Here is a 26,777-nt window from a genome sequence, read left to right as displayed (position 1 = left end):
CTTCCTCACGGAGACGAATTCACATCTTTGTCACACAAAACGGTACGTGTGTGCAATAAAGTGTCCCGATAGTCGATCCCATTGCTGTGATCGACAGAAGGGTTCCGCGATGCTCCGTCCCCGCCCCCAGGACCACCTGCTCCGCTGGGGCGCGCGCGCCCTCGGGTCGCTTCCGCCCACGGCCCTCCGCGCGGTGAACGGCCGCCCCGTCGTGATCGACGGCAACACCCTGCACCCCGCGGTGCAGACGTCTCTCCGCGTGATGAACGGCTCTCCCGGCGCCCACTTCGAGCGGCTCCCCCTCGACGAGGCCCGCGCGCACATCGAGATCGAGGCGTGGACGTTCGCCGGGACGACGAAGCTCGCGCAGAGGGACGACGTCGAGATCCCGACCCGTGCCGGGCGGGTTCCGGGACGCGTATACCGCGCCGACCTCGATCGCGCGGCATCCGGGATCATCGTGTACTTCCACGGCGGCGGCTGGGTGCTCGGATCGGTCGACAGCGCGGATGCCACGTGCCGCACCCTCGCGAAGACCTCGGGCATGACGGTGGTGTCGGTCGGCTACCGACTGGCCCCCGAAGCGCCGTTCCCGGCGGGGCTCCACGACAGCGTCGACGCCTTCCGGTGGGTCCGCGACAACGCCTCGCGGTTCGGCGCGACCGCTGACACGGTCGGTGTCGGCGGCGAGAGCGCGGGCGGCAACCTCTCGGCGGTCGTGGCGTCGGTCACCCGGGACGACGCCGAGGGCGCACCGGTGTTCCAGATCCTGTTCTGTCCCGTCACCGACCTCGCGCGCAAGCGTCGCTCCTACGAGCTGTTCGCCGACGGATTCTTCCTCACGGAGGCGCAGATGGACTGGTACGCCGCGCACTACCTGAGCGGCGGAGGAAGCGCCGATGATCCGCTGGTCTCGCCCCTGCGGGCCGACGACCTCTCGGGCCTGGCCCCGGCGTACGTCGCGGTGTCGGGTTTCGACGTGCTCCGCGACGAGGGCGTCGCCTACGCCGAGCGCCTCGAGGCCGCCGGTGTCGCAACGCACCTCGTGACCCACGCCGGCCAGATCCACGGATTCTTCAACGCCTGCGGAGCGCTGCGCGACGCGCGCGACGCCGTGGCGGATGCCGGCCGGTGGGCCGTGACGACGCTCGCGGCGGCACGGACGGGCGGCACCCGGTGACCGCTGACGCGACGCCCGCCACCCTCACCGCCTACGCCGAACCCACCCGGCCCGTTCGCGCGGGCTGGATCGCGGCCTTCGCCGGGGTGTGGCTCGGACTGTGGATGGCGCAACTCGTCCCGGTGCAGGTGCTGCTGCCCCTGCAGATCGCCGCGCAGCACGCCTCGGACGATTGGCTCGTCTCGCTCGTCACCTACGGCCTGGTCAGCGCCGTGGCCGGGACGTTCGTGGTCATCGCCTACCCGATCGTGGGCGCGCTGAGCGACCGCACCCGATCGCGGTTCGGACGCCGTCGCCCCTGGATCTTCGGCGGTGTCGTACTCGCGGCCGTCGGTCTCGCGCTGCTCGGCGTCCAGACCGAGACGCTCGGCACCGTGACGATGTGGACCGCGGTGATGATGGGCTTCTGCATGGCCTCTGCCGCCCTCACCGCCGTCATGGCCGACCGCGTGCCCGCGGGGCAGCGGGGCCTCGTGTCGGGCTGGATCTCGGCGCCGAACGCGATCGGCATCCTGCTGGGGATCGTGCTGGTCACCGCGGTGTTCACCACGACAGCCTCGGGCTACCTCGCGCTGGCCGTGTGCTGCGTGGCCCTGGCCGTGCCGTTCCTGCTCGTTCTGCGCGACGTTCCGCTGACGGCGCCCGAGGCGGCACTGCGGGGCCCGCTCACCGTCCGCACGATCCTCTCCTCGATCTGGGTCGACCCCCGGCGCCACCACGACTTCGCCTGGACGGTCGCCAGTCGCGTGCTCATCAACCTCGGCAACGCGATCGCCACGACGATGCTGCTGTACTTCTTCACCTTCGCGCTGAGGGTGGCCGACCCGACCGGCTTCCTCGTCTTCACGACGGTGATCTACATGGTCGTGACGATCGTGGCATCCGTCGCCCTCGGCAAACTCAGCGACGTGGTTCAGCGCCGTCGCGTGTTCGTCCTCGCCTCGGGGGTCGCCCAAGCCGTCTCGGCCCTGCTGCTCGCCATCGCCCCGGCCGAGTCGACCGCGGTGATCGGCGCCGTGCTGCTCGGGCTCGGTCAGGGCTGTTTCTTCGCCGTCGACCAGGCCCTCGCCACGCAGGTGCTGCCCTCGGCCGAGACGCGCGGCAAGGACGTCGGGATCATGAACATCGCCCTCGCCGGCCCGCAGGCGTTCGGTCCCCTGCTCGGGGCCGGTGCCGTGGTGCTGTTCGGCGGGTTCTCGGGGCTGTTCCTCGCGAGCGGGCTGGCAGGCCTGCTCGGCTCGGTCATCATCATGCGGGTGCGGTCGGTGCGGTGATCGTCGACGGATGCCGGGAGCCCGCGGCATCCGCGCCGTTCCGGCTCAGCCGTAGAGCAGCCGGATGATGCGCTCGACGAGACGGTCGACCTTCGCGGTGCGCCGCATCGTGGTCAACGTCAGCAGCGGGAAGCGCTGACGGGTCAGCGCCTTCGGGTACGCGAACTCACGCAGGCCGTCCGCCCCGTGGATGCGTCCGAACCCGGAATCGCCCACCCCGCCGAAGGGGAGGGCGGGGACCGCGGCGAACGAGATGACCGAGTTGATCGCGATCATGCCTCCGCGCAGGCGCAGGGCGAGCTCGCTCCCCCGCCTCCGGGAGAACACCGAGCCCGACAGTCCGTACCGCACGGCGTTCGCCTTCTCGACGGCCTCGTCCATGGATGCCACGCGGTTGACGACCAGGGTCGGGCCGAAGGTCTCTTCGCGCACGGCGTCCGCCTCCTCGTCGACGTCGGTGAGGAGGACGGGTTGCAGGGTGGTCCCGGGCGCCGGGGCAGATCCGACGCGCGCCGTCGCGCCCCGCGCGAGCGCGTCGGCGACGTGCGCCCGGACCACGTCGGCCTGGCGCGGCATGGTGAGCGGACCGAGGGTCGCGGCGTCGTCGGCGCCGGCGCGGAGCTCGCGCGTGCGCTCGGCGACGGCCTCGACGAAACGGTCGTAGATCTTCGCGTGCGCGTAGACGCGTTCGATGCCAATGCAGGTCTGACCCGCGTTCGAGTACGCGCCCCAGACGGCCGCCTCGGCCGCGGCCGCGAGATCGGCGTCCTCGTCGACGAGGAGGGCGTCTTTGCCGCCCGCCTCGATCACGACCGGGGTGAGGCTCTCGGCGCACGCGGCCATGACGGCCTTGCCCGTCGCGGTGGACCCGGTGAAGGCCACCTTGTCGACACCCGAGCGGCAGAGGGCGGCGCCGGTGGGCCCGAGACCGGTCACCACGGCGAAGACATCGGCAGACCCGCCCGCACGCACGAACGAGCGCTGCAGCCACACACCCACGCCGGGGGTGTATTCGCTGGGCTTGAACACCACGGCGTTGCCCGCGGCGAGCGCGTACGCGACCGAGCCCATGGGCGTGAAGACCGGGTAGTTCCACGGGCCGATGACCCCGACCACGCCGTACGGGGTGTAGCTGACGCTCGCCGACTGGTTGAGCATCAGCACGCCCGCGCCCACGCGATGCCGCCGCAGGACCGGGCGCGCGTGGCTCGCCGCCCAGGCCAGGTGGTCGAGGGCGAGCATGATCTCGAGCCGGGCGTCGCCACGGGGCTTGCCGGTCTCGGCGCGCACTACGGCGATGAGGTCGTCGAGGTGCGCCACGATGTCGCGCCGCCACGCCTGCAGCGCGCGCCGGCGCCCCTCGAAGCCGCGGGACCGCCACTCGTGCGCCGCACGCCGCGCGCGGTCCACCGCCGACACCACCTCGGCGGGGCCCCGCACCGGGAAGGTGTCGACGACGCGCCCATCGAGAGGGCTCAGCGAGTCGAAGGTGTCGGTGGTCACGGCATCCATGTCACGCTCCGTGCTTCTGTCCGTACCCGGTCGAGACCGCGGCGGTGAGCACCGCGGCCTGCTGCTCGGGGCTCAGTTCGGCGGGCACCGCCACCGCCCGCGCGCGCAGGTAGATATCGCACGCCCACTCGAGCAGGGCGGTGTTCGTCACCGCATCGGCGAGGTCCCGGCCCGTGGTGACGGCGCCGTGGTGGGCGAGGATCGCGGCGTTGGCTGCGGCGAGGGCGTCGCCCGTGTCCGCGGCGAGCTGGGCCGAGCCGAAGATCGAGAAGGGCACCACCTCGATCTCGCCGCCGAGGACGAGCTGTTGGTAGTGCACGCAGGGCAGTCGGTCAGAGACGAGTGAGAGGGCGATCGCCGCGGGGGCGTGCGTGTGCACGACGGCCCCGACGGCCTCGTCGGCGTAGGCCGCGCGGTGCAGGTCGAGCTCGGAGCTGGGAGCGAGCGCCCCCTCGACGACCCTCTTGTCGTCGTCGACGATCACGACGTCGTCGGCGACCGCTTCGGCGAAGACCACTCCGGTCGCCGTGATCGCGATGCCCCCGTCCACGCGCACGCTGACGTTGCCCGCGGTCCCCTTGACCAGGCCCTGCGCGGCGAGCGCACGGCAGGCGTCCGCCACGGCTTCTCGCACACCGGTCGCGGTCACAGCGCTCCCGCCGAGAGCAGAGCATCGATGGATGCCGCGTCGTACGCGCCGTGATCGGTACCCACGCCGGCGACGACCTGTGCGGCGGTGGCCGATCCGAAGCGCGCGGCGTCGCGCGAGGACCACCCGCGGAGTTTCGCGAACACGAAGCCGGCCGAGAAGGCGTCTCCGCCGCCGCTGGTGTCGACCGGTTCCGCGGGCACGATGGGGACGAACTCGAGGTCGCCGCCGTCGACCACCACGATGTCGTCACCGCCGTTGGTGACCGCGACGACCGCCGCTCCCGCCGTGTGCAGGGCGCTGGCGGCGGCGGGCAGGTCGTCGGCACCGGTCCAGCCCATGGCCTGTTCGGCGTTGGGGAGCACGTAGTCCGTGTGCGCGAGCAGGGGCTCGATGAGCGCGTAGAACGCGGGGTCGCCGCCGATGAGGAAGTCGAGCGACGTCGTCGCTCCGTGCCGACGGGCGTACTCCAGGATCTCGATGACGTTCTCGGGACCGAGCAGCTCGGGCGCTCCGACGTGGACGTGGTCGGCGGCGGCGAGCGCGTCCCAGGGCACGACGTCGGCGGCGAGCGCGTTGGCCCCGACTACGTGGAGCGCCGGTCGCGACCCGTCGGAGCGGATGGGGAGGACGGATGCCGAGGTCGGCAGTTCGTCGGTGCGCAGGTTCGACACGTCGATGCCGGCGTCGCCGAGCAGACCCACCAGCACGCGTCCGGCGACGTCGTCGCCCACGGCCCCGCTCGTGACCACGCGCGCGCCGAGCTTGTTGAGCACGAGCGCGGTGCCGCCGGCGGGTCCCGCTGCGGACATCACGATCTCGTCGACGAGGAGCGAGCCCTGTCCCTCGGGGATCTCGTCGACGGGCTGGACGATCGTGTCGAGCACGTGGGCTCCGAGCGTGACGATCGAGGGGGCGGCGTTCATCGTCGAACCTCCGGGTCGGGTAACCGGCGCGGCGAACCCACGACGGTAAGTGGCACATTTGTACCACTTTCTCGCCGGGTTCGACAAGCGTCAGCGCGAAGCCCGTCCGCCACGGCCGAGCAGCACGCCGCCCCAGGCCGCCGCCGTCCCGACGACGACCGTTGCCACCCCCCACCAGAGCAAGCCGAGGTCGGCCGACTCGACGGCGAGGGAACTGTAGGTGGTGAACCCGCCCAGGATGCCGGTCCCGATGAACAGCTGCACGCGCTGGGCACGCGAGGACTCCGGCGTCCGCGCTCGCCAGCCGTACAGGATGCCGATCGCGAACGCCCCGACGACGTTGATCAGCGGCACGAGGGCCGGGCCCAGGTCTTCGCCGAGCGCCAGGGTGAGCCCGGCGCGCACGGCCGTACCGATCGCGCCGCCGACGGCGACGAGGCCCACATCCCGCCACATGCTCACCGCGCCACCCTACGCCCGCGGCCCGACGCACCTCAGCGGCGTCACCCGATGTCGGCCCACCGCCGCGGCGTCTTGGCCTCGAGCCACGCCACGAGGTCGGGGAAGTCGTCGTACACGCTCATCGCCTCGAACAATCGGCGACCCCGCGCGTCCGCGCCCCGAAGCCGACCGCCCGACAGCAGCGAGAGTTCCGCGATCTCGGATGCCGCAACCACCCGCGACCGGCGGAGTCCCGGGCGGACGACCAGGTGATCGTCGAAGCCGACGATGCGTGCGCGCCCGGCGGACAGCGCCCAGAGGAAGATGATCGCGCCGAGAACACCGAGGGTGCCCAGCCACACGGTCACCCCGACAGCGGCGAGCGGACCGCCCTCGATGATCTCCCCGATCGCGAGGACGACGGCGCCCGCCAGGAAGACGAGACCGGTGCCGCGCGCGATCAGATGCTGCGAGGGGGCGCGCTCGACGACGAAGAGAGGTCGAGGCACGCCGTCGTCCGTGGGGGGATCGCTGAGGGCGGGGAGCGGATGAGGAGCGGGGGCCGGCCGGTTCTCGGCCCGCCGACGGACGAGCAGATACCCCACCACGGCGAGCACGCCCACGACGCCCACGCCCGCGAGCCACGCCATGTTGAGCAGGAGGGCTGCGGGGATGGCCATCAGCGAGTACGTGAAGACGGCCAGCACCGCCGTCTCCCGCTGGCGGCGCTTCTTCCACGTCGCGCGCCAGTCGACCCGTGCGTTCCGTTTCGACATCGCCCGGGCTGCCGCGAGCAGCTGCGGGTCCTCGGCCGCGCGAGCGACCTCCTCGTCGGACCATTCGTGGCGTTGCCACCCGCGCGGCTCCGCCGTTTCCTGCATCGCCGCCCGGAGCAGGTTGCGGAACGCGTCGTCCTGCCGGAGCCCTCGCCGCAGCACTGAGGACGAGGCCGCGGTCGGTCGGAACAGCTCCTGCGCGCCGGGGACCAGCTCGTACAGGTCACGGGCCTCCGGAGTCAGCAGGGCGTAGAGGCGCGTGGGGGATGCGTCCGGGTCACCGACACCGGCCCTCCGGCGAGACCGGCGGGACGCGTCCGAGGGCGAGAGGTCGTCCGTCACGCGTCGATCCTCTCAGCCCGTCGTCGCGACCGCCCGCGCTCCCGGCCGCCTTGACAGACCGGGAGCGCGAGCGGAAGCTCCCGGCTCAGCCCGCCGCCGTGTTGTACGCGGCGATCTGCGACGCCGCCTTCGTCTCGGCATCCGACATGGTCGAGGTCACGTCGGCACCCTCGGCGACCTGAGTGAACGCCCCGATGACGGTCGATCGCAGCGAGGGGAAAGCGCCCGTGCGGCAGCCCGCCGCGGCTTTCGACGCCGGCGTGTTCGCGAGCTGGTCGACCATGGCCTTGACGTTCGGGTCGGCGAGCGAGGCCGCCCCGGTCGCGGTGGAGGCCGCCCCCGTGTTCGACGCGAGATACCCGGTGGCATTCGCCCACGCCGCCTGCACCTCGGCCGAGTGCAGGAAGCTCACGAAGGCGTAGGCCGCGCGCTGCTGCGCGTCGGAGTGTCCGTCACCCGAGATCCAGAGCGCGTTGCCGCCGATGACCACACCCGCGTCGTCGGACTCGGCGGTGGAAGGGAAGGCAGCGACCGTCGAGGCGGTCTTCTTCGGATCGGCCGTCGTGTAGGCACCCGTCGAGGTGAGCATGATGCCCACCTTGCCGCTCGCGAAGGCCGAGACCATCGCGCTGTTGTCGGTGCCGGGGTTGAGCATCGAGCCGTCCTGGAACAGCTTCTGCAGTCGCTGCATGAAGCTCACCTGCGTCGGCGAAGTGAGCTGCAGTCCGGTGACGCGGTCGGAGCCGCGACCGTTGTCGGGGGTGCAGAAGTCCACCCCGCCCGCGGCCGACATCTGCTCGATCATCCACGAGTCCGACATGTTCATCGTCAGGCCCGAGGCGCCCGTCGCCGCGTGGATCCTCTCGGCCCACGAGGCCACCTCGGCGAGCGTGCGCGGCGGGGAGTCGGGGTTCAGCCCCGAGCGCGTCACGAGGTCGCGGTCGAGGTACATCACCGGCTGCGACACCGCGAACGGCATGGCGGCGAGCCCGCCCGCGCCGTCGCCTTAGTACGCGCTGACCGCCGGGGGGAAGCTGTCGAGAGAGAACGAGGTGTCGGTCGCGGTGAAGGTCGACAGGGGGACGGTCTTCTTCGAATCGACCATGAAGCCCGTCGAGATGTCGTTCATCATCAGCACGTCGGGCGTCGTGCCCGACTGCACGGCGGCGGTGTACTTCGTCTGGGCGTCGGCGTACGACCCCTGGAACGAGGACTCGACGGTGATCTCGCCGTCGTGATCGCTGTTGAACTGCGACACGAGGGCGTCGAGCTCGGTGGCCGCCGGTCCGCTCATCTCGTGCCAGAACTGGAGGGTCACGGGGCCGAACTCGGCTCCGGAGGAGGATCCGGATGCTGTGCACCCGGCGAGGGCGAGAAGGAGGACGGCTCCCGCGGCGGTCGCCGCGATCGTGGTGCGGGGGCGCAGAGACATGGGCTCGGGTTTCTTTCTGTCGGGTCTTATTTGAGAGCGCCGGCGGTGATCCCGCCGGCGAGGAAGCGCTGCGCGAGCAGCACGAGGACGAGAACCGGAAGGGTGACCATGGCCGCGCCGGCGAGCACGACGCCGACGTCGGCCGCCTCGGCACTGGAGAGCTGGGCGATACCGACCTGCACCGTGCGGTTCTCGGGCGAGTTGGTCACCAGCAACGGCCAGAAGAACCCGTTCCACGCGGCGGTCGCGCTCACGAGGGTCACCGAGATGAGCGTCGGCTGCACGATCGGCAGCAGCATCGACCGGATGAAGCGGACGTGCCCCGCACCGTCGAGGAGGGCGGCGTCGCGCAGCTCCCCCGGGAAGCTGAGGAACGCCTGCCGGAACAGGAAGATGCTCAGCGCCGAGGCGAGGAACGGCAGGAACACCGCCGGCAGGGTGTCGATCAGCCGCCACGACGAGATCGTCAGATAGTTCGCGATGAGGATCGTCTCGCCCGGCACCATCATGCTCGACAGGATCAGCAGGAAGAGGGCACGCGTGCCCCGCAGCCCGCAGAAGACGAGAGCGTAGGCGGTGGCGATGCCGATCGCGACCTGGAAGAAGGTCTGCACCAGCGTCACCACGACGCTGTTGAGGAACTGGTGTCCGAGCGGGATGACCTGGGTGGCGCGGATCACATTGTCGAGCGTCAGGTGGATGGGCAGAAGACCCTCGAGGCCCTCGTCGAGCCAGGCGGTCGGCGTGAGCGCGCCCTCGAAGACGTAGTAGAGCGGGAAGCACACCACGATCACCGCCACGACGAGCCAGACGTAGAGAAGGGTGCTCCGCAGACGCGCGCGGACGGACAGCGGCCGCGCCATCAGTAGTTCACTCGCTTCTCGAGGATGCCGAACTGGACGAGCGAGAGGCCGAGCACGAGCAGGAACAGCACGACGCCCACTGCCGCGGCGATGCCGAAGTTGGCGCTCCCCGCCCCGAACGCCGCCTGATAGATCGTGTAGACCAGCGTCGTCGTCGAGTTCGCCGGGCCGCCGCCGGTGAGGATCTGGATCTGCCCGAACGTCGTGAGCGCCTCGACGGCACCGGTGACCACGATGAAGAACAGGGTCGGCGTGATCAGCGGCAGAGAGATCGACCAGAGCGTGCGGAGGGGACCCGCCCCGTCGAGGTGGGCCGCCTCGATCACGTCGGGATCGATCGCGCCGAAGGCCCCAAGCAGCAGCAGCACGGTGAATCCAAGAGATCCCCACACGGTGACGGCGATCACGCTCGGCATGGCCCACTGGGTGCTGGTCAGCCACGGCACCGGCGTGCCCCCGAAGCGCGCGATCACGGAGTTGACCAGCCCGCCGGCCGGAGCGAGCATCGCGGCGAAGGCGACCGAGGCCACCGAGACCGAGGCCACGAGGGGTGAGGTCAGCAAGGCGCGGAAGACGCGGATGCCGCGGAGCTTCGCCGTCAAGGGGATGACGATGAGCAGCCCGACGACGATGCGACCGACCACGACCGCGACGCAGAACACGGCTGTCCGCCACAGCGTGTCGCCGAACTGGGGATCGGTGAAGATCGTCGCGAAGTTCTTCGTCCCCACGAACCCGGCGGCCTGGCCGAAGATGTCGGTTCCCTGGGTGCTGAGCCAGACGACCTTGCCGAGGGGGTAGAAGACGAAGACGGCGAAGACCGCGAGCGCCGGAACCATCAGAGCGGCACCCACGCGTCGGTCGGCTCGCCGCCAGGCCAGGGTCGAAGCCGGCCGACGGCGGTCGGCGAGCGTCGGCCGGCGGTCGAGTGTCGAGAGCGACATCGGCTACCTTTCCGTCATAGGGAACGTTCCCTTTTCTGATGACGGACTCACTCTGCGACACCGCGAGAGACGAGGTCAAGGCGACCGGCGAGCGGTCGCCGAGCGTTCACGCGGCGTTCACGAGCACCTGAATCAATCCCCCTGACCCGAGGAGAACCATGACCACGCACCCCTCCCCCTCCCCCGACGACCTTCGCGCCCTGGCCGAGAGGGCCGCGAGATCCGCCGCTCCGGCACTGCTCGCCGCGTTCCGCTCCGACATGAGCGTGTCGTTCAAGCGCGACGTGCACGACGTCGTGACGATCCACGACAGAGCGGCCGAGGCCACCATCGCCGGGATCCTCCAGGACGGCGCACCCGGCTCGGTGATCCTGGGCGAAGAGACCGGCAGCTCGGGCGACGCGCCCCTGCGATGGATCATCGACCCGATCGACGGCACCGCCAACTTCGCGCGCGGTCTCGCCTACTGGTGCATCTCGATCGCCGCCGAGCTCGACGGCGAGGTCGTCGCGGGCGTCGTGTTCGACCCCGTCGCAGACAACATGTTCTCGGCCGGCATGGAGCACGCCCACGTGAACGGGGCCCCGATGCGATCGGCGTCCGGCCCCGCCGAACTCTCCACCCTGCTCACGAGCTTTCCCGGACAGCACGACGTCGACCTCCTGGGCGAGGGCGCCTTCGACCTGCTGGCCGAGATCACGCGCACGTACCAGCACCACCACAGCACCGGCAGCGGGGCGCTGAACCTCGCGCACGTCGCGGCCGGATGGGCGGACGCCACGATGGGCTTCGATACCCACCCCTGGGACGTGGCCGCCGGAGCCCACATCCTCGAACGGGCCGGTGGCACGTACACGGGCTTCCGCTCCGGCGTCGAGGTCGCTCGCGCCCAGGAGAGCCTCGACTACGTCGCGGAGGGAGCGGGCGGAGAGCACGGAGTGCTCATTCGACGCCTGCGCGCCCTGTCCGGGCAGTGGATGCCGGCCGGGCAGTGAGAGAGTCCGGATGCCGCGACCGTGCGGCATCCGGACACGTCCGAGCGGCCTACGCGCCGGCGAGATTCCAGGTGTGCACGTGCTCCCACGTCATCGTCTGCCACCAGCGTCCCGACCAATCGGGACTCGAGGTGCGGTACATCCCCACCGTGCGTCCCGAGAAGCCGCCGGGGACGGGGACGTCGAGCTCTCGGATGAACTCCCCCACCTCTTCGTACAGGTCGGGACGCACGTACAGGTCGTGCGACGCGAGCGAGAGGTGTCCGCGGTAGAGCTCCGGGACGAAGTCGTTGGGCAGGGGGTTGTTCATCGGCGCGCGGAACGGGGCGACCGTCGCCTCGATGTCGCGAGCCAGACTCACCAGGTCGTCGTTCACCGAGCCGTCGGGGTTCTCACTCACGTCGTAGACGTAGCCCCGACCCTGCGCGCGGACGCCGGCGTTGTGCACGGTGAAGGCCGGGCGACCGTCGAGCAGCTCGGTGAGCGCGTCGACGACAGCGGGCTCCGAGAATCCGAACGGCTGACTGCCCACGAGGGTGGCGTGCGGGGGGAACGCGCCCGCGGAGAGCAAACCGTACTGAGCGCGCAGCTGGTCGGTCACCGCGGTCACCGCGCGGCAGGTCCTCGCGTCGGGACGCAGATAGATGCCGTAGCGGAAGGGATCGCTGTCGTCTCGGGGCAGCTTGTGGGCGATGTGGTCGTTCATGCGGACTCTCCGTGATGCTGATAGGGAACGTTCCCTATTCTCCGCGGAACGGTCGCGCGACGGTCGACGTCACGGCATCCGGTGGGTGAACGGACGGTGACGACGTCAGAGGGCGGCGGCCGTACGCCCGGGAACCAGTTCTCCGTCGATCGCGTGGTGCGTCACCGTGGTCGCGAGTCCATCGATCTGATCGACGACCGCGTCGACCGACAGTCGGCCGATCGTCCGCAGCGGCTGGCGCCACGACGTCAGACCCAGCAGTGACGTCATGAACGGCGTGACGCCGTCGTAACCCGTCACCGACATCTCCGAGGGAACGGCGACCCCGCGCACGCGCAGCGCCTCGAGGGCCGCCACCGCCCACGCGTCGCTCGGCGCCATGAAGGCGGTGACCCCGCCGGCGGCGAGCACGGCCGCGACGATCCCGTCGGCCCCGTGGAACCCAGGTCCGGCATCGTCGCCGCTGAAGGTGACGACGTCCACCCCCCGCTCGCGTAGGCGCTCGGCCATCGCGTGCGTGCGCCTCGATTGGGTGATCGACGAGACCGGGGTGAAGGTCATCACCGCGACCCTGCGATGCCCGAGGTCGGCCACGTGATCGGCGAGGGCGCGGCCACCGCCCACCTCGTCGCAGTACACGCTGCTGATCGTCGGGTCCTCCTCCGGGCGCCCCGCGACGACCGCGGGGATACGCCGCGCGAAGGGCGTGATGTCCTCGACGGGGAGCGCGCCGCTGCAGACGATCAGTCCCTCCACCCGCAGCGCGACGAGTGTCTCGAGGGCGCGGCGCTCGTCGTCCACCGAAAAGGATCCCGCCCCGGTCGCGGTGACGACCCGGTACCCGCGAGCAGCCGCCTGCTCCTGGAACGCGGTCAGCAGGTGGCCGTAGAACGGCGTCGCGGCGTCACGGACGAAGACGCCGAGGGTGTGGCTCCGGTGAGCCGACATCCCCCGCGCGTGCGCGTTGGCGACGTAACCGAGCTCCGTCGCCGCCCGCCGGACGCGGTCGACGGTGTGCGCGGCGACCCCGGACGCCCCGGAGAGCGCCCGCGAGACCACCGACTTCGACACCCCCGCGGCCGCGGCCACATCGTGGATGGTGGGGGCGGCCCCGGTCGGGCGGGGCGTAGCGGCACGGGCCGATCGGCGACCGACATCGGAGGTCTTGTCTCGCACGCCCTCACGCTATCGGTAGAGCCCCCCGTGCCCACTTCGCAACCCCCGCGACGACGACCGGCCGTTGCGGACAGGATTCCGGCGACGAAGGGAGAGCCATGCGAAAGCTGCTGCCGGCCACGATTGCTGCGGCGGTCACCGTGCTGATGCTCGCGGGCTGCGGCATCCGGATCCCCTCCGATCCCGACGGAACGCTCGACGCGGTCGAGGGCGGCGTGCTGCGGGCGGGAGTCTCCCCCAACGGCGAGTGGGTGCGAGGGGACGAGGGCGAACCGACCGGGATCGAGATCGACGCCCTGACGGCGTTCGCGCGATCGCTCGACGCCGACGTCGAGTGGACGGTGGGTTCGGAGGAGTCGCTCGTGCGCGGCCTCGGGGAGGGCGACCTCGACGTCGTCGCCGGGGGCCTCACCGAGAAGACGCCGTGGACGAGCAAGGCCGGCGTGACCCGCCCCTACGCCGAGGCGCCGCTCGAGGACGGGTCGACAGTGAAGCTCGTCATGCTCGTGCCGCTCGGTGAGAACGCCTTCGTGTCGAGGCTCGAGACCTTCCTCATCGACGAGGTCGAGGCCCGGGGGATCGCACCGTGAGCGGCGAAGAAGTCCGCTTCGGCCAGACGCGGCTGCCCGATCGGCAGGCAGATGCGCTCCACCGAGCCGTCCGGCTCGAGTGGGTCACGATCGGCTTCCTCGTCATCACGGCCACGCTCGTGTTCCTCGTTCTGGGCAATTCGCAGGCGATGAAGGCGGCGTGGGCCGAAGACCTGTTGTCGTTCATCCCGCCCCTCGCCTTCCTCGTCGCCGTGCGTCTCGCGCGACGCCGCCCCACCCGCCGCCACCCCTACGGCTTTCACCGTTCCGTGGCCGTCGGCCACCTCGTCGCGGCCGTCGCGTTGACCGGCATGGGGGCTTTCCTCATCGTCGACTCCGGTATCGGCTTGCTCACCGCGGAGCACCCCACCATCGGAACCGTCGAGGTCTTCGGGGCGACGTTGTGGCTCGGGTGGCTCATGATCGCGGTGATGGCCGTGACCGCGATCCCGCCCGTCATCGTCGGTCGGCTCAAGATCGGTCTCGCCCGGGAACTGCACGACAAGGTGCTCTACGCCGACGCCGACATGAACAAGGCCGACTGGATGACGTCCGCCGGAACCATCGTGGGCGTGCTCGGCATCGGGGTCGGCCTGTGGTGGATGGATGCCGCGGCCGCCATCTTCATCTCGCTCAGCATCGTGCACGACGGCGTGAGCAACCTGCGCGCGGCCGTCGTCGATCTCATGGATGCGCGCGCGACGACCTTCGACGACAAGCGCCCCCACCCGCTGGCCGAGCGGGTCGATCAGTACCTCGCGGGACTCCCCTGGGTGTCGGCGGCGGGGACGCGCGTGCGCGATCAGGGCCATGTGTTCCACATCGAGGCCTTCGTCGTGCCGCGCAAAACGCGCCTGTCGCTCGATGACATCGAGCGCGCGCGCGAAGGCTGTGTCGCCCTGGACTGGAAGGTGCAGGACGTGGTGATCGTCCCCGTGCCGGAGCTGCCCTCGGTCGTCGAGCCGGTCACTCACCCAGGATGAGCCGCCTGATGGCGGCATCCTTCGACCCGCCCAGATCCATCGTGCGCCCCCTGCGGTACAGCGAGAACACGCGCGGATCGATATAGCTCGCCTTCGCGACCGCGGGGGTGTTGCCCAGCGCTTCGGCGGTGGCGCGCACCGCCGCGACCTCGGCCTTCTTCCGCTCGTTCTTCCCGCCCGTGGCGCCCACCTGAGCGAGCGACTCGGCCGCGAGGATCGTGCCGCGCAGCGTGCGGAAGTCCTTGGCACTGAACGGACCGCCGGTGAGCGAACGCACGTAGCCGTTCACGTCCCCGGGCGTGAGCGGAACGCGCCGTCGCCCGCGCTTGTAGCTGAGCAGCGCGGCCCGGGAGCGCCCGAGCGCGAGTTCTTCGACGATGGATGCCAGCTCCGCATCGCGGAGCGAGAGCTGGGCGCGCTTGCCGCTCTTCGCGGGGAACGACAGGCGGACCAGGTCGCCCTCGACCGTGGCATCCCGTCTCTGCAGGGTCGTGAGTCCCCGGCTGCCGTTGGTGACGAAGTACCGGGCGTTGCCGACACGCGGAGCGACGAGGTCGAGGAAGCGGAACGACACCGCCAGCACCCGCTCGCGGTCCGCCTCGGGGCGGCGCAGCGATTGGGTCACGCGCGCCCGCGCCCGGGGCAGCGCCTCGGCGAGCTGCAGCGCCCGGGAGAACTTGCCCTTGTCCTGACGCTTCGACCAGTCGGCGTGGTACGTGTATTGGCGACGGCCGGCCTCGTCGGTCCCGACCGCCTGGATGTGCGCGTTCGGCTCCCGAGCGATCCACACCTCGCGCCACGCGGGGGGTATGACCAGACCTCGCGCACGTTCCGCCTCGCGCTCGGGGACGGAGGCCCCCGTGTGATCGACGAAGCGGAACCCCGAACCGGAACGTACCCGGCGGTATCCGGGATCTTCGTAGGGCCGGACGCGGACGAGTCGGGGCATCGCGTCAGTGGGTGCGGAGCATGTCGATGAGCTCCGCCTTCTTCTTGCCGGAGTATCCGGTCAGACCGAGCTCTTTCGCGCGCTTCTTCAGCTCGGCGACGGTGCGGTCCTCGTAGTTCTCGGCATGGCCGCCCTTCTCGCCGACCTTGTCGCGTCCACGAGCTGCGGCGGCGTTCGAGATGCGCGCGGCCTTCTCTTTGGAGTCCCCCTGCTTGCGGAGTTCCTCGTACAGATCGGGGTCTTTGAGGCTGTTCGATCCTCGCCCTTGCGGCATGGCCGTCTCCTTCCGTCGAGATTTCCGACGGTACGACCGAGCGCGTTGCGCCACGCTCGGGGTTGACAACGCGTCCGGGCATCAACCGGCGATCGCCGCTCGATTCCCGGCGCGGCCGCGGTCACGATTCCCGCCCCTCTCCTACCGACATCCACGGATGCGAAGCGCCGCGGCCGAGCGCGGACTGTTCGAGCCCCCACTACGGATTCGCCTCAGTGGTCGACGACGCACACGGAGCAGGTCGCGGAGCAACAGGGCCGACGACTTCCGTATCGCCTACCGATGCGTCGATACCCGGCTCCCCCATAGCGTCCCCCTCGACCCGCAAACTCGCTGACCCGTAGCGGGCTTGCCGACGGGCGAAACAGAGGAAGAGGACACCGATGACCACCCGATCACCCATGTCGTCCGCACGGAAGTGGCGGACGGTGCGCGCAGCGAGCACGGCCGCCATCGTCGCCGCCCTGCTCATCCCCGCCGGCGCCGCTCACGCGGCGGGCGTCGTGTCACAGGGCACCGGGCGTCTCGTAGAGACGTCGCTGCTCGGCACGAACGTGACCGACAATGCTCTCGCCCTGCGTGGAGCTCGCGCCATCAATTCCGACGCGACCGGCGACGTCACGGTCGACCAGCCGCTCGACGCCTCGGCCATCGCCGGTTTGATCGGGGTGTCCGCCGGGTCGACGAATCTCTTCGGCGACAACGGCGTCATTCAGCTCGGCGCTGTCGGGCAATACGCTCAGGCTCGCGACGACGGGAGTTCCTCGGCGTTCGCCGGTGCCGTCTCGGCCGCACCGAGCCTGATCGGCGTCAGCACGGTGACCCCGTCGAACGTGGGTTCGCCCACCGCAAACCAGTCGGCGACGTTCCGTCTCGGTTCGTCGTCAGCGCCCGTCGGACTGAGCATCGACATCGGCGTGCTTGCGTCATCTGCTCAGCAGGCGGCCGACGGCACGCAAACGGGACAGTACGTGCTGTCGGACGCAGACTTCGCCGTCGACGGCACCGTGGTCTCGGGTGTGCTCGCGATCATCAACCCGGCGTTGGACACCCTGATCTCCCTCGCCAACACCAGCGGCGCCGGACTGACCAATCCCTTCTCTTCGGGCAGAGTCGAGCTCACCCTCGACGATCTGACCGCCGCCGCCGGTGTCGCCAGCGTGAACGACCTACCCGCCGGCACAGATCTTCTTTCGTTCGTCCCGCAAGCCGTGGCGAACAAGATCACCACCCAGGTCGACAGCGTGCTCGACTCGGCCAGCGCCCTCGCGGACCGCCTGCGGTCCAACATCTTCACCGCCGCGGCGGGCCTGGCTCTCCAGACAGCGGTCAGCACGGCACAGGCCACGATCTCGCCCGTGCTCAGTGGGATCAGCGGCACCCTGGTGACGCCGCTCAGCGACGCCGTCACCCAGCTCGCGCAGATGCAGGTCAACGTGCAATCGACCGGTAGCGACGGGTCGTTCACCCAGACCGCACTGCGCCTCGGCCTCGGCCCCTCGGGTTCGCTCGCGAGCGTGAACCTCGCAAACGCCACGGTCGGGCCGAACGCGGGTCGACTGGCGGTGCCGGTCGCGGGGCCCGAATCCCTCACCCTCGCCGCCGGATTGGTGGGTATCGGTGCGGCCGCCCTCGCGGGTCTCGCTCTCCGTCGCCGCGCTCGTGTGGGCGCCGTCGGGGTCTGACGCGATGTACCGCTACGGCGCATCGGGCGGCGGAGCCGCGGGGCTCCTCGCGATCACGGGCTACGCGGCTCCGACGGCGACGCTCGTCGTCGTCGGAGCCGGCGCGACACTCGTCGGCGCCCTCCTCGCATGGCGGTCGGTACGGCTCCGACAAGAGATCGCTGAGAACACGGCATCCGGAGAGGAACGACGCCGACCGTGAACCCGCTCGATCTGCTCTTCTCGCTCTCTTTCGTCTTCTTGGTGATGTTCCTCACCTACACGACGCTCATCATCGTCCCCTTCGTGCGCCGAAGGCGCGCGCCCGAAGGCGACCCGCGGGCGTTCGAGTGGCACGCGTTCATCCCCTGCCGAGACGAGGCGACCGTGATCGCGGAGACCCTCAAGAGGACCCGCGAGCTCTCCCCCGACATGCACGTGTGGATCATCGACGATGCCAGCGTCGACGGAACCGGTGACATCGTCTCGGCCGTCGCCGCCACCGATCCTCTGGTGCACGCGGTCATCCGCCGACTCCCCGATGCCCGAACAGGAAAGGGGGCGGCGCTCAACGCCGCGTATCGGGGCCTGCGGGAATGGCGGGCCGCCCGCGAAGACGGCGTAGGGGACGACCGCACCATCGTGATCGTGCTCGACGCCGACGGCTCGATCTCACCGAATGCCCTGCGACAAGCGGTGGGGCCCGAAGCCTTCGGCTCTCCCACTGTGGGGGCCGTGCAGGTGGCGGTGCGTATGAGCAACCGAGACGACCCCGCCCCTCTCGCGAGGCGAGGTCGCCTCGCACAGCGCTGGGCGCGCTACCTCATCCGCATGCAGGACATCGAGTTCCGAACGACGATCGCCGCGATGCAGGTCCTGCGTATGCGCACCGTATCCGTGGGGCTCGGGGGGAATGGCCAGTTCACACGGCTGAGCGCGCTCCAGGACGCGGCGATCGGCCAAGGCACACCGTGGGGTGACGCCCTTCTCGAGGACTACGAAGTGGGGCTGCGCATCATGCTCGCCGGCTACCGGACGGTGTATGCGCACGACGCCTTCGTGTCGCAAGAGGCACTGCCCTCGGCACGACGCCTGCTCACCCAGCGCACGCGGTGGTGCCAGGGCGGGCTGCAGTGCGCGCGCTATCTGCCGCGGATCTACTCGTCTCGCGCGTTCACCAACGCCGGCGCGCTCGAAGCGGCGTACTTCCTCGCGATCCCCTACATCCAGCTGATCGGGTTCGTCCTGTGGCCGGCGGTGGGCATCGCGATGCTGGTGTCCGGGGCGCTCGCGCCGGGCGGCCTTCTCGGGTGGATGGTTGCCTCGGCCTGGATCGTGCCGCTGTGGGTGCTCACCGGCATCCTGCCCTTCGCCTCGTGGCCTCTCGTGTACGTGCTGCGCGAGGAGCGGCAGCCGCTCTGGCGAGCCGCTGGGTGGGGACTCGGCTACTGGCTGTACATGTACCAGAGCTATGTGTGCGTGCTGCGCGCCTTCGGCCGCACGCTCGTCGGGCGGCGTGGGTGGACGAAGACACGGCGCAATGCCGAAGCGGGTCGCCTCCTTCTGGCGGCGGAGTCATGAGCGCGACCGTCGTCAGCACACGAGCGGGCGGGGCATCACGCCTCCTCCTGGCCGCGGCCCTCGCCGGCCTTGCGGGGCTGCTGAGCGTCGTCGAAGCGGACACACGTGCCGCCGAGGCGCAGTTGGCGCGCTTGCTCGTCGGGGCGATCGCTGCCGGTCGCGCGGTGGCCTCCGGTTCCGTCGTCTACTTCGGCATCGGAACGCCCGAGGTCATGGGTTTGTCGATCACGACGATGTGCTCAACGACCGTTCTCGTCGTTCCCCTCGTGCTCCTGGCCGTCGCCGTCATCGGCATCACCCGCGCGCGGCCGGCACGCGTCGGCCTGGGCCTTGCGGTCGGCATCGCGATAGCCGTGGCCTGCAACCTGGTCCGCTTCGGCTCAGCGGCGTGGGCGTACAGCGCCTACGGACGAGACGGCTTCGACCTCGTGCATCGCTACATCGGATCCCTGTTCGTGATCGCCGGGTTCATCGCCGCCATCCTGCTGCTGCTGCGCATCTCGCTCCGAGAGCCGCGGCGCCACCGGGCTGGTGCCGACCCCCTCGACAGGACACGGATGCCGCCCGCCCGGCGTGCCGAGACACCGCCGCCGGACCAGCGGGCACCCCGCGCACTTCTTCCCGCCGACCCCTCGGGCCCCCTGCGCCGAGACCGCCGCCACCCCGGAACCCGACCGGGCAGAAAGGACCGCCGATGACTCTTCCCTGGATCGACGTCGTCTACGGAACACGTCCCGAGGCGGTGAAGTGCGCGCCGCTCGTCGTCGAGCTCCGCCGGCGCGACGGCATTCGGACGACGGTGACGGTGACGGGGCAGCACCGGGAGATGGCCGATGAGGTGAACGCGTCATTCGGCATCCGCCCCGACGCCGACCTCGATGTCCTTCGGCACGGAGCCACCCTCGCGCAGACGTCGTCCGCGATCTTCTCGGCATTGTCGCGGCGCTGGTCAGGCACCGCGCCCGACGCGGTCGTCGTGCAGGGAGACACCGCCAGCGCCGCGTTGGCCGCGGTGGCGGCGTACTACGCCGGGGCACGCGTCATCCACCTCGAGGCGGGCCTGCGCTCGGGCAATCTGCTCTCGCCTTTCCCCGAGGAGGGGAACCGCCGCCTGATCGCCCCCTTGGCCTCTCTCCACCTCGCCCCCACGGAGAGTGCTGCTGCCAACCTTCGCACCGAGGGTGTCGCGACAGAGAACATCGTCGTCACCGGTAATACCGGCATCGATGCACTCCGTCAGCAGGCGGTGTGTTCGCAGCATTTCGACGACCCCGTGGTCGAAGACATCGTCAACGGATGGCACAGGGTCGTCGTGGTGACGGTGCACCGACGCGAGTCATGGGGCGGGCCGCTGTCGCACGTTGTGGAAGCGGTCGCCGAGACGCTCGCCCACCGTCCCGGCGTCATCGCGGTTCTTCCGGCGCATCCGAACCCGCAGGTTCGCGCGGAGGTGCGGGCGGCGGTCGGCGACAACGATCGCGTGGTGGTCTGCGAGCCTCTTCCCCACGCACAGTTCGGACGACTACTCAGCCGCGCGTACTGCGTCGTGACCGACTCGGGCGGCGTTCAGGAAGAGGCGCCCGCACTGGGCGTACCCGTGCTCGTCGTGCGCGAGACGACAGAACGCGACGAGGGCGTCGCCGCGGGAGCTGCCCGCCTCATCGGCACACAGCGCGAGATCGTCGCCGCTGAATTGGCCGCCTTGCTCGACGACGAAGACGCCCGCGAGCGCATGGCGGGGGCTCGCAGTCTCTACGGAGACGGGTATGCCGCTCCGCGTGCCGCCGACGCGATCGAACGCTTGCTCGGTGTAACGGCATCCGCGACCCTGATGGGTCGGGGCGATTCATCCGAGCTCACGAGCACGTCGGTCTCAGCGTGAGGTCCACAACGCGATTCCGCGCAGAGAACGCGAACCAGACGCAGGGTCGCGTGCAAAATCTATCACTGTTAGATTTTCTACCGGAGGTAGATTCATGACGCACCATTGCCCCGCAGACGATGGCGGGCTCCGCCCCGTCGTCGGCGCCACCTCACCCCGACGAGCACGGTCCGAAGACCATGACCGGTCGTAACGAACGGACAGGCGGCGTCAGGGGGGCACAGATGTTCGCCATCGCAGAGGGGATCGTGGCCGCGGACGGCGCGGAGGCCGTGACGATCCGGCGGGTGGCGAGGGAGATCGGCTATACGGCGCCGATCGTCTACCAGCACTACACCGACAAAGCGGCTCTGCTCGATGCCGTCATGCTCGACGCGTACGAGCGTCTGGCCGAACAGATGCGGCAGGCGAGGAGTGGGGACCAGACCCAAGGGCCACGAGAAGTCCTGCACGCGTACCTCGATTTCGCCGCGGCCAACCCCCTGACATTCCTCTTCATGCACGGTCTGAGCGGCGTCGACATCTCGCCGGCTCGTCGCCTCGAGGCTGCGCGCGTCGCCGTCGTGGTGACGCTGGACTCGCTGCAGCAACGCCTGCCCGGCCGCGGCGACGCGTCCGCGGAAGAGTTCGGAGCGCAGGCTGAAGTGCTGTGGGCCGTCGCAACGGGGCTCGCTCTCACCGCCTCGGTCCAGGCGGACGGATTCGATCGAGTGCATGCGCTGGCCGACCTCGCACTCGATCCTCTTCTGGCGGTATGGGAAGACCACGGAGAACCGTCGTGACGGGGCCGATGCCCGGTGCCCGCCCCCTGCTCACGCCGTGAGGACTTGGACCTTCTCACATATCCATCCCCGCCGCGTGGGCGGCGGGGACACACGAAGAGATGGTCGTCGGTGGCCACCTCACCCTTCACTTCATCCCTCTCAGAGGCCCAAGGAGATCCGCATGCGTGAAAGAGAACCCGGTTCGAAAAGCGGCGGAGGGTTCTACCGCCGCTGGGCACGAGCGATCGGCGTCGTTGCTGTCGTGTCGGCGCTCGCGCTTCCCGCGGCTTCGGCTCACGGCGCCGACGCCTACGCGACGAACGTTCGGATTGACTCCCTGTCGTTCACCTCGAACACGGTGCAGTCGGGATCCAGCGCAGAACTGGCCGGGTCCTGGTCCTTGCCCGACCACCCTGCCACTCCGGCAGGATTCACGATCGACCTCCCCTCCGAACTGCAGGGCCGCTCCGACGCTTTTCCCCTCACGGACCCGCAAGGCGAGTCGATGGGCCAGTGCACCGTCACCGCCACCCAGCTCGACTGCACGATGTCCTCCGATTACCTCACAGCGCACCCCGTGAACCTTCGCGGCACTTTCCGCTTCTGGGTGACGGTGACGAAAACGGTGACCTCGGACGAACTCGTGTCCTTCGATGTCGGAGGGACCTCCGTGACGACCACGGTGACGCCGGCGCCTGCACCCGGCGGACCGTGCACCGAGAAGTGCGAATTCACCGGACGTGACAACGCCAAGGGCGGCAGCTACGACCCCGCTACCGGATACATCCGGTGGACGGTCAGTGTCGGTAGCGGTCCGGACGGAATGGTCGGTGGCGAGACCGTGACCGTGACCGACAACCCCGGCCCCGGTCAGCAGCTCGTCACCGCGCTCGGAAACGACTCGATGCCGGCACTCTGGGAAGCGCCCGGCACCTACGTGAACAGCGGAGGAGTCGAAGTCATCGGCCCGTGGGGGCCCGCCGACCGCAGTTCCTACTCCGCCACGCTCGACAGCGTCACCTTCGTCACGCGGGCGGGGCACTTCTACGACGTGCAATTCGCCACCCGGGTGACAGATGGCGGCGCCGCGGGATCGTACGAGAATCGGGCCAGCATCACGGTCGGCGACGCGTCGGCGGACCCCGTCACCGCGATCGTCGTTCGCCAGGGCGGGGACGGAACCGGCGAAGGAACGACTCCGACGCCCACACCGACTCCGACACCCACGACGACGCCCGACTCGACGCCTACGCCGACTCCGACTCCTCCCCCCAGCGCGACGCCCACGCCGAGTCCGACCGCGGTCACCACCGCCAACTCAGAGGTCACTCCGACCCCTGGGGGTGTCCTCGCGGAAACCGGTTCCCGGCCGGTGCGGCTCCTGGTGTTCCTCGGCCTGACGGGCATCGGCGTAGCCGTTCTGCTTCTCGCCGTCGCCCGGTGGCGCGCTCGCCGCGACAAGCGCTCCTGACCGGCCACAATTCGGTCAGATACTTTAGGTCGGCCCGCGTGTGCCCGCAAGGCGCTCGGGGGCCGAGGGGTACTGTGATGCGATCTTGGTCGCCGGGCATATCCGATGCTGGCTGCAGGGCAGCCTGCGCCCGAGCGAAGCCGTCCCGTCGTTCACCGGCGCGCAGAAGGAGATCGATCCTCAGTGACCTCTCGACGAGATCAGTTGCATGCCACGAATCGACATCGGATCTTCCTGGCAGCGCGCGACATCGTCGCGTCCGAGGGGGCCTCGGCAGTGAACATCCGGCGCGTCGCCGCCGAGATCGGCTACACGGCCCCCATCGTCTACCAGCACTTCGCAGACAAGTCCGACCTCCTGGATGCGGTGATGGTGGACGCCTACGACCGCCTTGCGACGACGCTGAGGGAAGCCACCACGCAAGACCCGACGCGATCGCCGCGCACGCTGGTCGACGCCTTCCTCGGGTTCGCGGAAACCCACCGGCGCATGTTTCTCTTCATGCACGGAATGGGAGGAGTGGACGTCCCCGCGGACCGGCGCCTGGCCGCCGCGCACGGTGTGATCGCCGCTGCCGAGGAAGCCCTCGCGGAGTGGACCCACGCCCGCTCGGACCCACCACCCATCGCGGTCATGGATCAGGCCCAGATCTTGTGGGCGATCTCGATGGGATTGGCCGCGAGCGCGTTCGCCCTCCCCGGCGGATTCGATCGCGTCGGGGTTCTTGCCGATCTCGCCGTCGAACCGCTGCTCGCAGCGTGGTCGGGTGAGGATTCTCACGCTCGCTGAACCCCCATGGGCGGCCTCTCGGGCGTCGGATTGCGACTGTCGAGCCAGCGAACGCACCCGACGACAGTGGATTCCGGGGAGCACGTGCCACCGGTGCCGGGTGGACCCTCCTCGCCCCGCCTGGGAGCTCGACGAGACTCGCATTCAACGCCCCCATGGTTGTAACGACGGTCGCGGCTCACGAGAAAACCGTTCATGCCGCTCCATACCCAGCCGCGTCCGGGCGTGGTGCAGATGGGATTCGACGGTCCTCACCGACAGTCGCAGGAGAGCCGCGATCTGCGCATTCGACTGGCCTCCCGCGACGAGTTGGACGATCTCGCGCTCGCGCGTGGTCAGCAGCTCGAGCGGGTGCGAGACGGAGCCGCGGACGCGAACGCGCAGTTCATCGATGAACGCGTTGAGGGGCGCGATGTCGATCTCCGTGGCCAGTGCCTCCGCGCGGTTCAAGACCGTGTCGACGGGTTCGCCTCCCTCGAGCAACACCCTCAGCAGCACGGGAAGAAGGATGGGCATCGTCCGTCGGGCCTGGTCGAAGATCCTCTCGACACGGGCCGCGGCAGCGGCGGGGCGATGGTTGGCCATATCGAAGAGGGCGCAGACGGCGTCGCGGACAGCGCCGAAACCCCCGCGGCCCCACTCGGTGGACACACCGTCGATGCGCTCGATAGCGGAAGCAGCGTGAACGAGATCACCCGTGATGACGAAGGCGGCGGCCCGCACCACGTCGCACCAGATGCGCACGGCTTCGGAGGGATTCACCTCGATGAGCTGCAGGCTCGCGAACACGTCGGCCGGCCGGCCACGGATGAGTTGAATCGAGGCGTCAATGAGAGCCAGTAATGCGACGTCGTCTTGGCGATCCTCCCATCGCGCCGTCAACAGTCGGCGCCGCGCGGCGTTCTGAACGAGATCCAGGTCCTCGCCGATCATCATCAGAGAAAAGGCGTGGAGTCGAAAGACGGTGAAGTTCGACTCCACGTCGAGCCCATGCGTCTCGTGCCGTCGACGCAGCAGACCATGAACGCCGGCACGGTGGCCGCGCGATGCCTCGACTGCTGCGCGGCATGCCTCCGCGAGGACGCGCGTCTCGTCGTCGGCGCTCGCGTCGAGCGCGGCGAGGCTGTCGGGAAGAGTCGGCGTGGTGCCGCTCGCCAGAGACAGCGCAGCGACCGCGTGCTCGATCCGCAGGCGCCAGACGGGGTCGTCCGGCGCCCAGCGCGTCAGCTTCGCCAGTCGCGCGAGGGCGAGGTCGAGTCGCGCACACGTGGCGAAGAGCACCCGCACATGCACCAAGAGCAGGGATTCGCGATCCTCTGCGGCGCGCGGGAGCGGCGCGGCGTCGAGCAGACGCTCGGCCTCCTCGTACTCACCGAGTGCCAGGCGGGCCAGGATCGTCGCGGACGCAGCCGTCGTCTCGCCGCCGTTCTCGCGCACCCGCTCCGCTACCTGCACCGCCACACGCGGCGAGCCCGACCGTGCGAGCGAGATCGCAGCGCGCGGGAGGATCCGTGAGAGCGCCGAGGCGAGCGCCTCGTCGTCGCCGGGCTCGGCCCACCGGGCGCAGAACATCTCCTCGCCACGCGTGAGAACCGGGGCGTGCTGGGCGAGAGACAGCAGTTCGCGTGCCAGTGCTCGTCGCACATCGCCCAGCGCAACCACATCGACGGAATCGGCCACCATGCGTGCAATCACGCCGCTCACCGCAGCAGTGCCCACGTCGGCTCCCGCGGACAACAGGCCACCGTCGTAAAGCCGCGCGAGCACGGTGGGGGCCACGAGTGAGCCGAGGTGCCCCTTCGGCACGGGCCCGAGTTCTGCCAGCGCCGTCAGCACCTGACGCTCACGATCGCCGAGCGGAGCGATCATCTTCGTCACGGAAGCGACGACGTCACTGGGGAGCGCATCTCTCTGGGGCTCAACCGCGAGTAGTGCGTTCAAGCGCCCACGCGCGGCCGCCGCTTCGACGAGCTCGCGGACGAGCGCCGGACTGCCACCGCTGAGATTGTGCAGGGCCATCTGCCATGCATCGTCGGCGCGGTCCGCTCCGTAGCGGGTCGTGCGCAGAGCGTCACCGAGCGTCGCGGTCTCGCTCAACGTGAGAGGTGGCAGCGGCACGACGACGGCGGTGACGGCAGAATGCTCGAAGAGCGGGCGCAGCAGATTCCAGCGTTCCGCATCCCCCGATTGCAGGACATGACGTGGGGAGGTCGCCGCCAAGAACACCGCCCGGTTCAATCGAAAGGCGTCGATGAGCGGCGCGAGCACCGGGAGCGGGAGCAGGTCGAGGTCGTCGACCATGAGCGCGGCGGTACCGCGAAGCGCAACCAAGAGAGCCATGACGTCGTCGCGCCCTGTGACCTCGTGCCGATCCGACGCGTTCGGCCCACACCACGTCACGCCACAGGAGAGCCCTTCGAGGCAGACGATCGGCCGGTCGACATCTTCGCTGATGACGGACAACAGGCGCGACCGGCCACTGCGGCTCGGACCGGTGATGAGTACGCTCCGCCGCCGCTTCACAGCGGCCGCCGCGAGATTCCGTTCCGCTACGCGTCCCACAAACGTCCGACCATCGCTCATCCTGGCAGCCCCTTGCCAACCTGCGGCACCC

Annotated in this window: 25 protein-coding genes and 1 pseudogene; 13 read left to right on the top strand and 13 right to left on the bottom strand. The window is 70.0% G+C overall.

The features are described 5' to 3' along the window. The first annotated feature begins 109 nt into the window (after window positions 1-109). Both J2X55_RS04125 and J2X55_RS04120 read left to right on the top strand, forming a co-directional pair. Window positions 110-1,180: an alpha/beta hydrolase gene (locus tag J2X55_RS04125; protein WP_115916053.1), complete on the top strand. Its 1,071-nt coding sequence runs from the start codon at window positions 110-112 to the stop codon at window positions 1,178-1,180. Further along, window positions 1,177-2,454 carry an MFS transporter gene (locus J2X55_RS04120; protein WP_309822004.1) on the top strand — a complete coding sequence of 426 codons (1,278 nt, stop codon included), beginning with the start codon at window positions 1,177-1,179 and terminating at the stop codon, window positions 2,452-2,454. Before J2X55_RS04125 ends, J2X55_RS04120 begins: the two co-directional genes overlap by 4 nt. Before the next feature lie 45 nt (window positions 2,455-2,499). On the opposite strand, the gene J2X55_RS04115 is transcribed toward J2X55_RS04120, so the two are convergent. The 8 genes and pseudogenes from J2X55_RS04115 to J2X55_RS04080 form a co-directional block, all read right to left on the bottom strand. Continuing rightward, window positions 2,500-3,966 carry an aldehyde dehydrogenase family protein gene (locus J2X55_RS04115; protein ID WP_309822003.1) on the bottom strand — a complete coding sequence of 489 codons (1,467 nt, stop codon included), beginning with the start codon at window positions 3,964-3,966 and terminating at the stop codon, window positions 2,500-2,502. Window position 3,967: 1 nt separating this feature from the next. Further along, the gene (locus J2X55_RS04110; protein WP_210110610.1) at window positions 3,968-4,615 is read right to left on the bottom strand and encodes a class II aldolase/adducin family protein; all 648 of its coding nucleotides are present in this window, start codon (window positions 4,613-4,615) and stop codon (window positions 3,968-3,970) included. Next, window positions 4,612-5,541 (bottom strand): carbohydrate kinase family protein, encoded by a 930-nt coding sequence (locus J2X55_RS04105; RefSeq protein WP_309822002.1) that lies wholly within the window; start codon window positions 5,539-5,541, stop codon window positions 4,612-4,614. Before J2X55_RS04105 ends, J2X55_RS04110 begins: the two co-directional genes overlap by 4 nt. A 90-nt stretch (window positions 5,542-5,631) precedes the next feature. Beyond that, window positions 5,632-5,997 (bottom strand): CrcB family protein, encoded by a 366-nt coding sequence (locus J2X55_RS04100; RefSeq protein WP_103206921.1) that lies wholly within the window; start codon window positions 5,995-5,997, stop codon window positions 5,632-5,634. A gap of 47 nt (window positions 5,998-6,044) precedes the next feature. Beyond that, a complete protein-coding gene (locus J2X55_RS04095; protein ID WP_309822001.1) occupies window positions 6,045-7,100 on the bottom strand; it encodes a hypothetical protein in 1,056 nt (351 codons plus the stop codon). Between the two features lie 85 nt (window positions 7,101-7,185). Further along, a pseudogene (locus J2X55_RS04090) lies at window positions 7,186-8,394 on the bottom strand (extracellular solute-binding protein). Between the two features lie 164 nt (window positions 8,395-8,558). Continuing rightward, window positions 8,559-9,395, bottom strand: a complete 837-nt coding sequence (locus J2X55_RS04085) for a carbohydrate ABC transporter permease (protein ID WP_115916057.1) — start codon at window positions 9,393-9,395, stop codon at window positions 8,559-8,561. Beyond that, a complete protein-coding gene (locus J2X55_RS04080) occupies window positions 9,395-10,339 on the bottom strand; it encodes a carbohydrate ABC transporter permease (protein WP_115916058.1) in 945 nt (314 codons plus the stop codon). Before J2X55_RS04080 ends, J2X55_RS04085 begins: the two co-directional genes overlap by 1 nt. A gap of 158 nt (window positions 10,340-10,497) precedes the next feature. Between J2X55_RS04080 and J2X55_RS04075 the strand changes: the two genes are divergently transcribed. Beyond that, entirely contained in the window at window positions 10,498-11,334 is an 837-nt protein-coding gene (locus tag J2X55_RS04075; RefSeq protein WP_210110604.1) for an inositol monophosphatase family protein, read from the top strand. A gap of 49 nt (window positions 11,335-11,383) precedes the next feature. Here the strand turns inward: J2X55_RS04075 and J2X55_RS04070 are convergent, their stop codons facing one another. Continuing rightward, on the bottom strand, window positions 11,384-12,040 hold the full coding sequence (locus J2X55_RS04070) for a heme utilization protein (protein WP_309821997.1): 657 nt from the start codon (window positions 12,038-12,040) through the stop codon (window positions 11,384-11,386). A 105-nt stretch (window positions 12,041-12,145) separates the two neighbouring features. Next, window positions 12,146-13,216: a LacI family DNA-binding transcriptional regulator gene (locus J2X55_RS04065; RefSeq protein ID WP_309821996.1), complete on the bottom strand. Its 1,071-nt coding sequence runs from the start codon at window positions 13,214-13,216 to the stop codon at window positions 12,146-12,148. Window positions 13,217-13,314: 98 nt separating this feature from the next. On the opposite strand from J2X55_RS04065, the gene J2X55_RS04060 reads away from it, so the two are divergent. Together J2X55_RS04060 and J2X55_RS04055 are read left to right on the top strand one after the other, a co-directional pair. Further along, window positions 13,315-13,806 carry a transporter substrate-binding domain-containing protein gene (locus J2X55_RS04060; protein WP_309821994.1) on the top strand — a complete coding sequence of 164 codons (492 nt, stop codon included), beginning with the start codon at window positions 13,315-13,317 and terminating at the stop codon, window positions 13,804-13,806. Next, entirely contained in the window at window positions 13,803-14,789 is a 987-nt protein-coding gene (locus J2X55_RS04055) for a cation diffusion facilitator family transporter (protein WP_309821992.1), read from the top strand. The genes J2X55_RS04060 and J2X55_RS04055 overlap by 4 nt, the downstream gene beginning before the upstream one ends. Here J2X55_RS04055 and J2X55_RS04050 read toward each other — a convergent pair. Next, entirely contained in the window at window positions 14,773-15,738 is a 966-nt protein-coding gene (locus J2X55_RS04050; RefSeq protein WP_309821991.1) for a DNA topoisomerase IB, read from the bottom strand. The two genes, J2X55_RS04055 and J2X55_RS04050, sit on opposite strands and share 17 nt — an antisense overlap. Before the next feature lie 4 nt (window positions 15,739-15,742). Continuing rightward, window positions 15,743-16,012: a Rho termination factor N-terminal domain-containing protein gene (locus J2X55_RS04045; RefSeq protein ID WP_115916065.1), complete on the bottom strand. Its 270-nt coding sequence runs from the start codon at window positions 16,010-16,012 to the stop codon at window positions 15,743-15,745. 383 nt (window positions 16,013-16,395) lie between these two features. Between J2X55_RS04045 and J2X55_RS04040 the strand changes: the two genes are divergently transcribed. From J2X55_RS04040 to J2X55_RS04005, 8 genes are all read left to right on the top strand, one after another. After that, window positions 16,396-17,697 carry a choice-of-anchor G family protein gene (locus J2X55_RS04040; RefSeq protein WP_309821988.1) on the top strand — a complete coding sequence of 434 codons (1,302 nt, stop codon included), beginning with the start codon at window positions 16,396-16,398 and terminating at the stop codon, window positions 17,695-17,697. A 4-nt stretch (window positions 17,698-17,701) separates the two neighbouring features. Next, window positions 17,702-17,899 carry a hypothetical protein gene (locus J2X55_RS04035; protein WP_309821986.1) on the top strand — a complete coding sequence of 66 codons (198 nt, stop codon included), beginning with the start codon at window positions 17,702-17,704 and terminating at the stop codon, window positions 17,897-17,899. Next, on the top strand, window positions 17,896-19,257 hold the full coding sequence (locus J2X55_RS04030) for a glycosyltransferase family 2 protein (protein WP_309821985.1): 1,362 nt from the start codon (window positions 17,896-17,898) through the stop codon (window positions 19,255-19,257). Before J2X55_RS04035 ends, J2X55_RS04030 begins: the two co-directional genes overlap by 4 nt. Further along, the gene (gene xrtS, locus J2X55_RS04025; RefSeq protein WP_309821984.1) at window positions 19,254-19,955 is read left to right on the top strand and encodes an exosortase S; all 702 of its coding nucleotides are present in this window, start codon (window positions 19,254-19,256) and stop codon (window positions 19,953-19,955) included. Before J2X55_RS04030 ends, xrtS begins: the two co-directional genes overlap by 4 nt. Further along, window positions 19,952-21,139: a non-hydrolyzing UDP-N-acetylglucosamine 2-epimerase gene (gene wecB, locus J2X55_RS04020; RefSeq protein ID WP_115916070.1), complete on the top strand. Its 1,188-nt coding sequence runs from the start codon at window positions 19,952-19,954 to the stop codon at window positions 21,137-21,139. Before xrtS ends, wecB begins: the two co-directional genes overlap by 4 nt. A gap of 224 nt (window positions 21,140-21,363) precedes the next feature. Continuing rightward, entirely contained in the window at window positions 21,364-21,921 is a 558-nt protein-coding gene (locus J2X55_RS04015) for a helix-turn-helix domain-containing protein (protein WP_309821983.1), read from the top strand. 163 nt (window positions 21,922-22,084) lie between these two features. Beyond that, on the top strand, window positions 22,085-23,374 hold the full coding sequence (locus J2X55_RS04010) for a hypothetical protein (protein WP_309821982.1): 1,290 nt from the start codon (window positions 22,085-22,087) through the stop codon (window positions 23,372-23,374). A gap of 105 nt (window positions 23,375-23,479) precedes the next feature. Then, window positions 23,480-24,163 carry a TetR/AcrR family transcriptional regulator gene (locus J2X55_RS04005; protein WP_115916073.1) on the top strand — a complete coding sequence of 228 codons (684 nt, stop codon included), beginning with the start codon at window positions 23,480-23,482 and terminating at the stop codon, window positions 24,161-24,163. 144 nt (window positions 24,164-24,307) lie between these two features. On the opposite strand, the gene J2X55_RS04000 is transcribed toward J2X55_RS04005, so the two are convergent. After that, a complete protein-coding gene (locus tag J2X55_RS04000; RefSeq protein ID WP_309821980.1) occupies window positions 24,308-26,503 on the bottom strand; it encodes a helix-turn-helix transcriptional regulator in 2,196 nt (731 codons plus the stop codon). Window positions 26,504-26,777 lie beyond the last annotated feature (274 nt).

This window comes from Microbacterium sp. 1154, assembly GCF_031455375.1.
In the GTDB taxonomy this organism is placed as follows: Bacteria; Actinomycetota; Actinomycetes; order Actinomycetales; family Microbacteriaceae; genus Microbacterium.
Note: the sequence above shows the minus strand (reverse complement) of the source record. Positions and strands in the feature narration are given on the sequence as shown.

Excerpts from the sequence above, each read along its gene's own strand:
- xrtS (WP_309821984.1), top strand. The coding sequence starts at position 19,254 with ATGAGCGCGACCGTCGTCAGCACACGAGCGGGCGGGGCATCACGCCTC.
- J2X55_RS04040 (WP_309821988.1), top strand. The coding sequence starts at position 16,396 with ATGACCACCCGATCACCCATGTCGTCCGCACGGAAGTGGCGGACGGTG.
- J2X55_RS04035 (WP_309821986.1), top strand. The coding sequence starts at position 17,702 with ATGTACCGCTACGGCGCATCGGGCGGCGGAGCCGCGGGGCTCCTCGCG.
- J2X55_RS04045 (WP_115916065.1), bottom strand. The coding sequence starts at position 16,012 with ATGCCGCAAGGGCGAGGATCGAACAGCCTCAAAGACCCCGATCTGTAC.
- J2X55_RS04085 (WP_115916057.1), bottom strand. The coding sequence starts at position 9,395 with ATGGCGCGGCCGCTGTCCGTCCGCGCGCGTCTGCGGAGCACCCTTCTC.
- J2X55_RS04005 (WP_115916073.1), top strand. The coding sequence starts at position 23,480 with ATGCTGGCTGCAGGGCAGCCTGCGCCCGAGCGAAGCCGTCCCGTCGTT.
- J2X55_RS04100 (WP_103206921.1), bottom strand. The coding sequence starts at position 5,997 with ATGTGGCGGGATGTGGGCCTCGTCGCCGTCGGCGGCGCGATCGGTACG.
- J2X55_RS04050 (WP_309821991.1), bottom strand. The coding sequence starts at position 15,738 with ATGCCCCGACTCGTCCGCGTCCGGCCCTACGAAGATCCCGGATACCGC.
- J2X55_RS04115 (WP_309822003.1), bottom strand. The coding sequence starts at position 3,966 with ATGGATGCCGTGACCACCGACACCTTCGACTCGCTGAGCCCTCTCGAT.
- wecB (WP_115916070.1), top strand. The coding sequence starts at position 19,952 with ATGACTCTTCCCTGGATCGACGTCGTCTACGGAACACGTCCCGAGGCG.
- J2X55_RS04000 (WP_309821980.1), bottom strand. The coding sequence starts at position 26,503 with ATGGCTCTCTTGGTTGCGCTTCGCGGTACCGCCGCGCTCATGGTCGAC.
- J2X55_RS04125 (WP_115916053.1), top strand. The coding sequence starts at position 110 with ATGCTCCGTCCCCGCCCCCAGGACCACCTGCTCCGCTGGGGCGCGCGC.
- J2X55_RS04075 (WP_210110604.1), top strand. The coding sequence starts at position 10,498 with ATGACCACGCACCCCTCCCCCTCCCCCGACGACCTTCGCGCCCTGGCC.
- J2X55_RS04060 (WP_309821994.1), top strand. The coding sequence starts at position 13,315 with ATGCGAAAGCTGCTGCCGGCCACGATTGCTGCGGCGGTCACCGTGCTG.
- J2X55_RS04010 (WP_309821982.1), top strand. The coding sequence starts at position 22,085 with ATGCGTGAAAGAGAACCCGGTTCGAAAAGCGGCGGAGGGTTCTACCGC.
- J2X55_RS04080 (WP_115916058.1), bottom strand. The coding sequence starts at position 10,339 with ATGTCGCTCTCGACACTCGACCGCCGGCCGACGCTCGCCGACCGCCGT.
- J2X55_RS04070 (WP_309821997.1), bottom strand. The coding sequence starts at position 12,040 with ATGAACGACCACATCGCCCACAAGCTGCCCCGAGACGACAGCGATCCC.
- J2X55_RS04105 (WP_309822002.1), bottom strand. The coding sequence starts at position 5,541 with ATGAACGCCGCCCCCTCGATCGTCACGCTCGGAGCCCACGTGCTCGAC.
- J2X55_RS04015 (WP_309821983.1), top strand. The coding sequence starts at position 21,364 with ATGTTCGCCATCGCAGAGGGGATCGTGGCCGCGGACGGCGCGGAGGCC.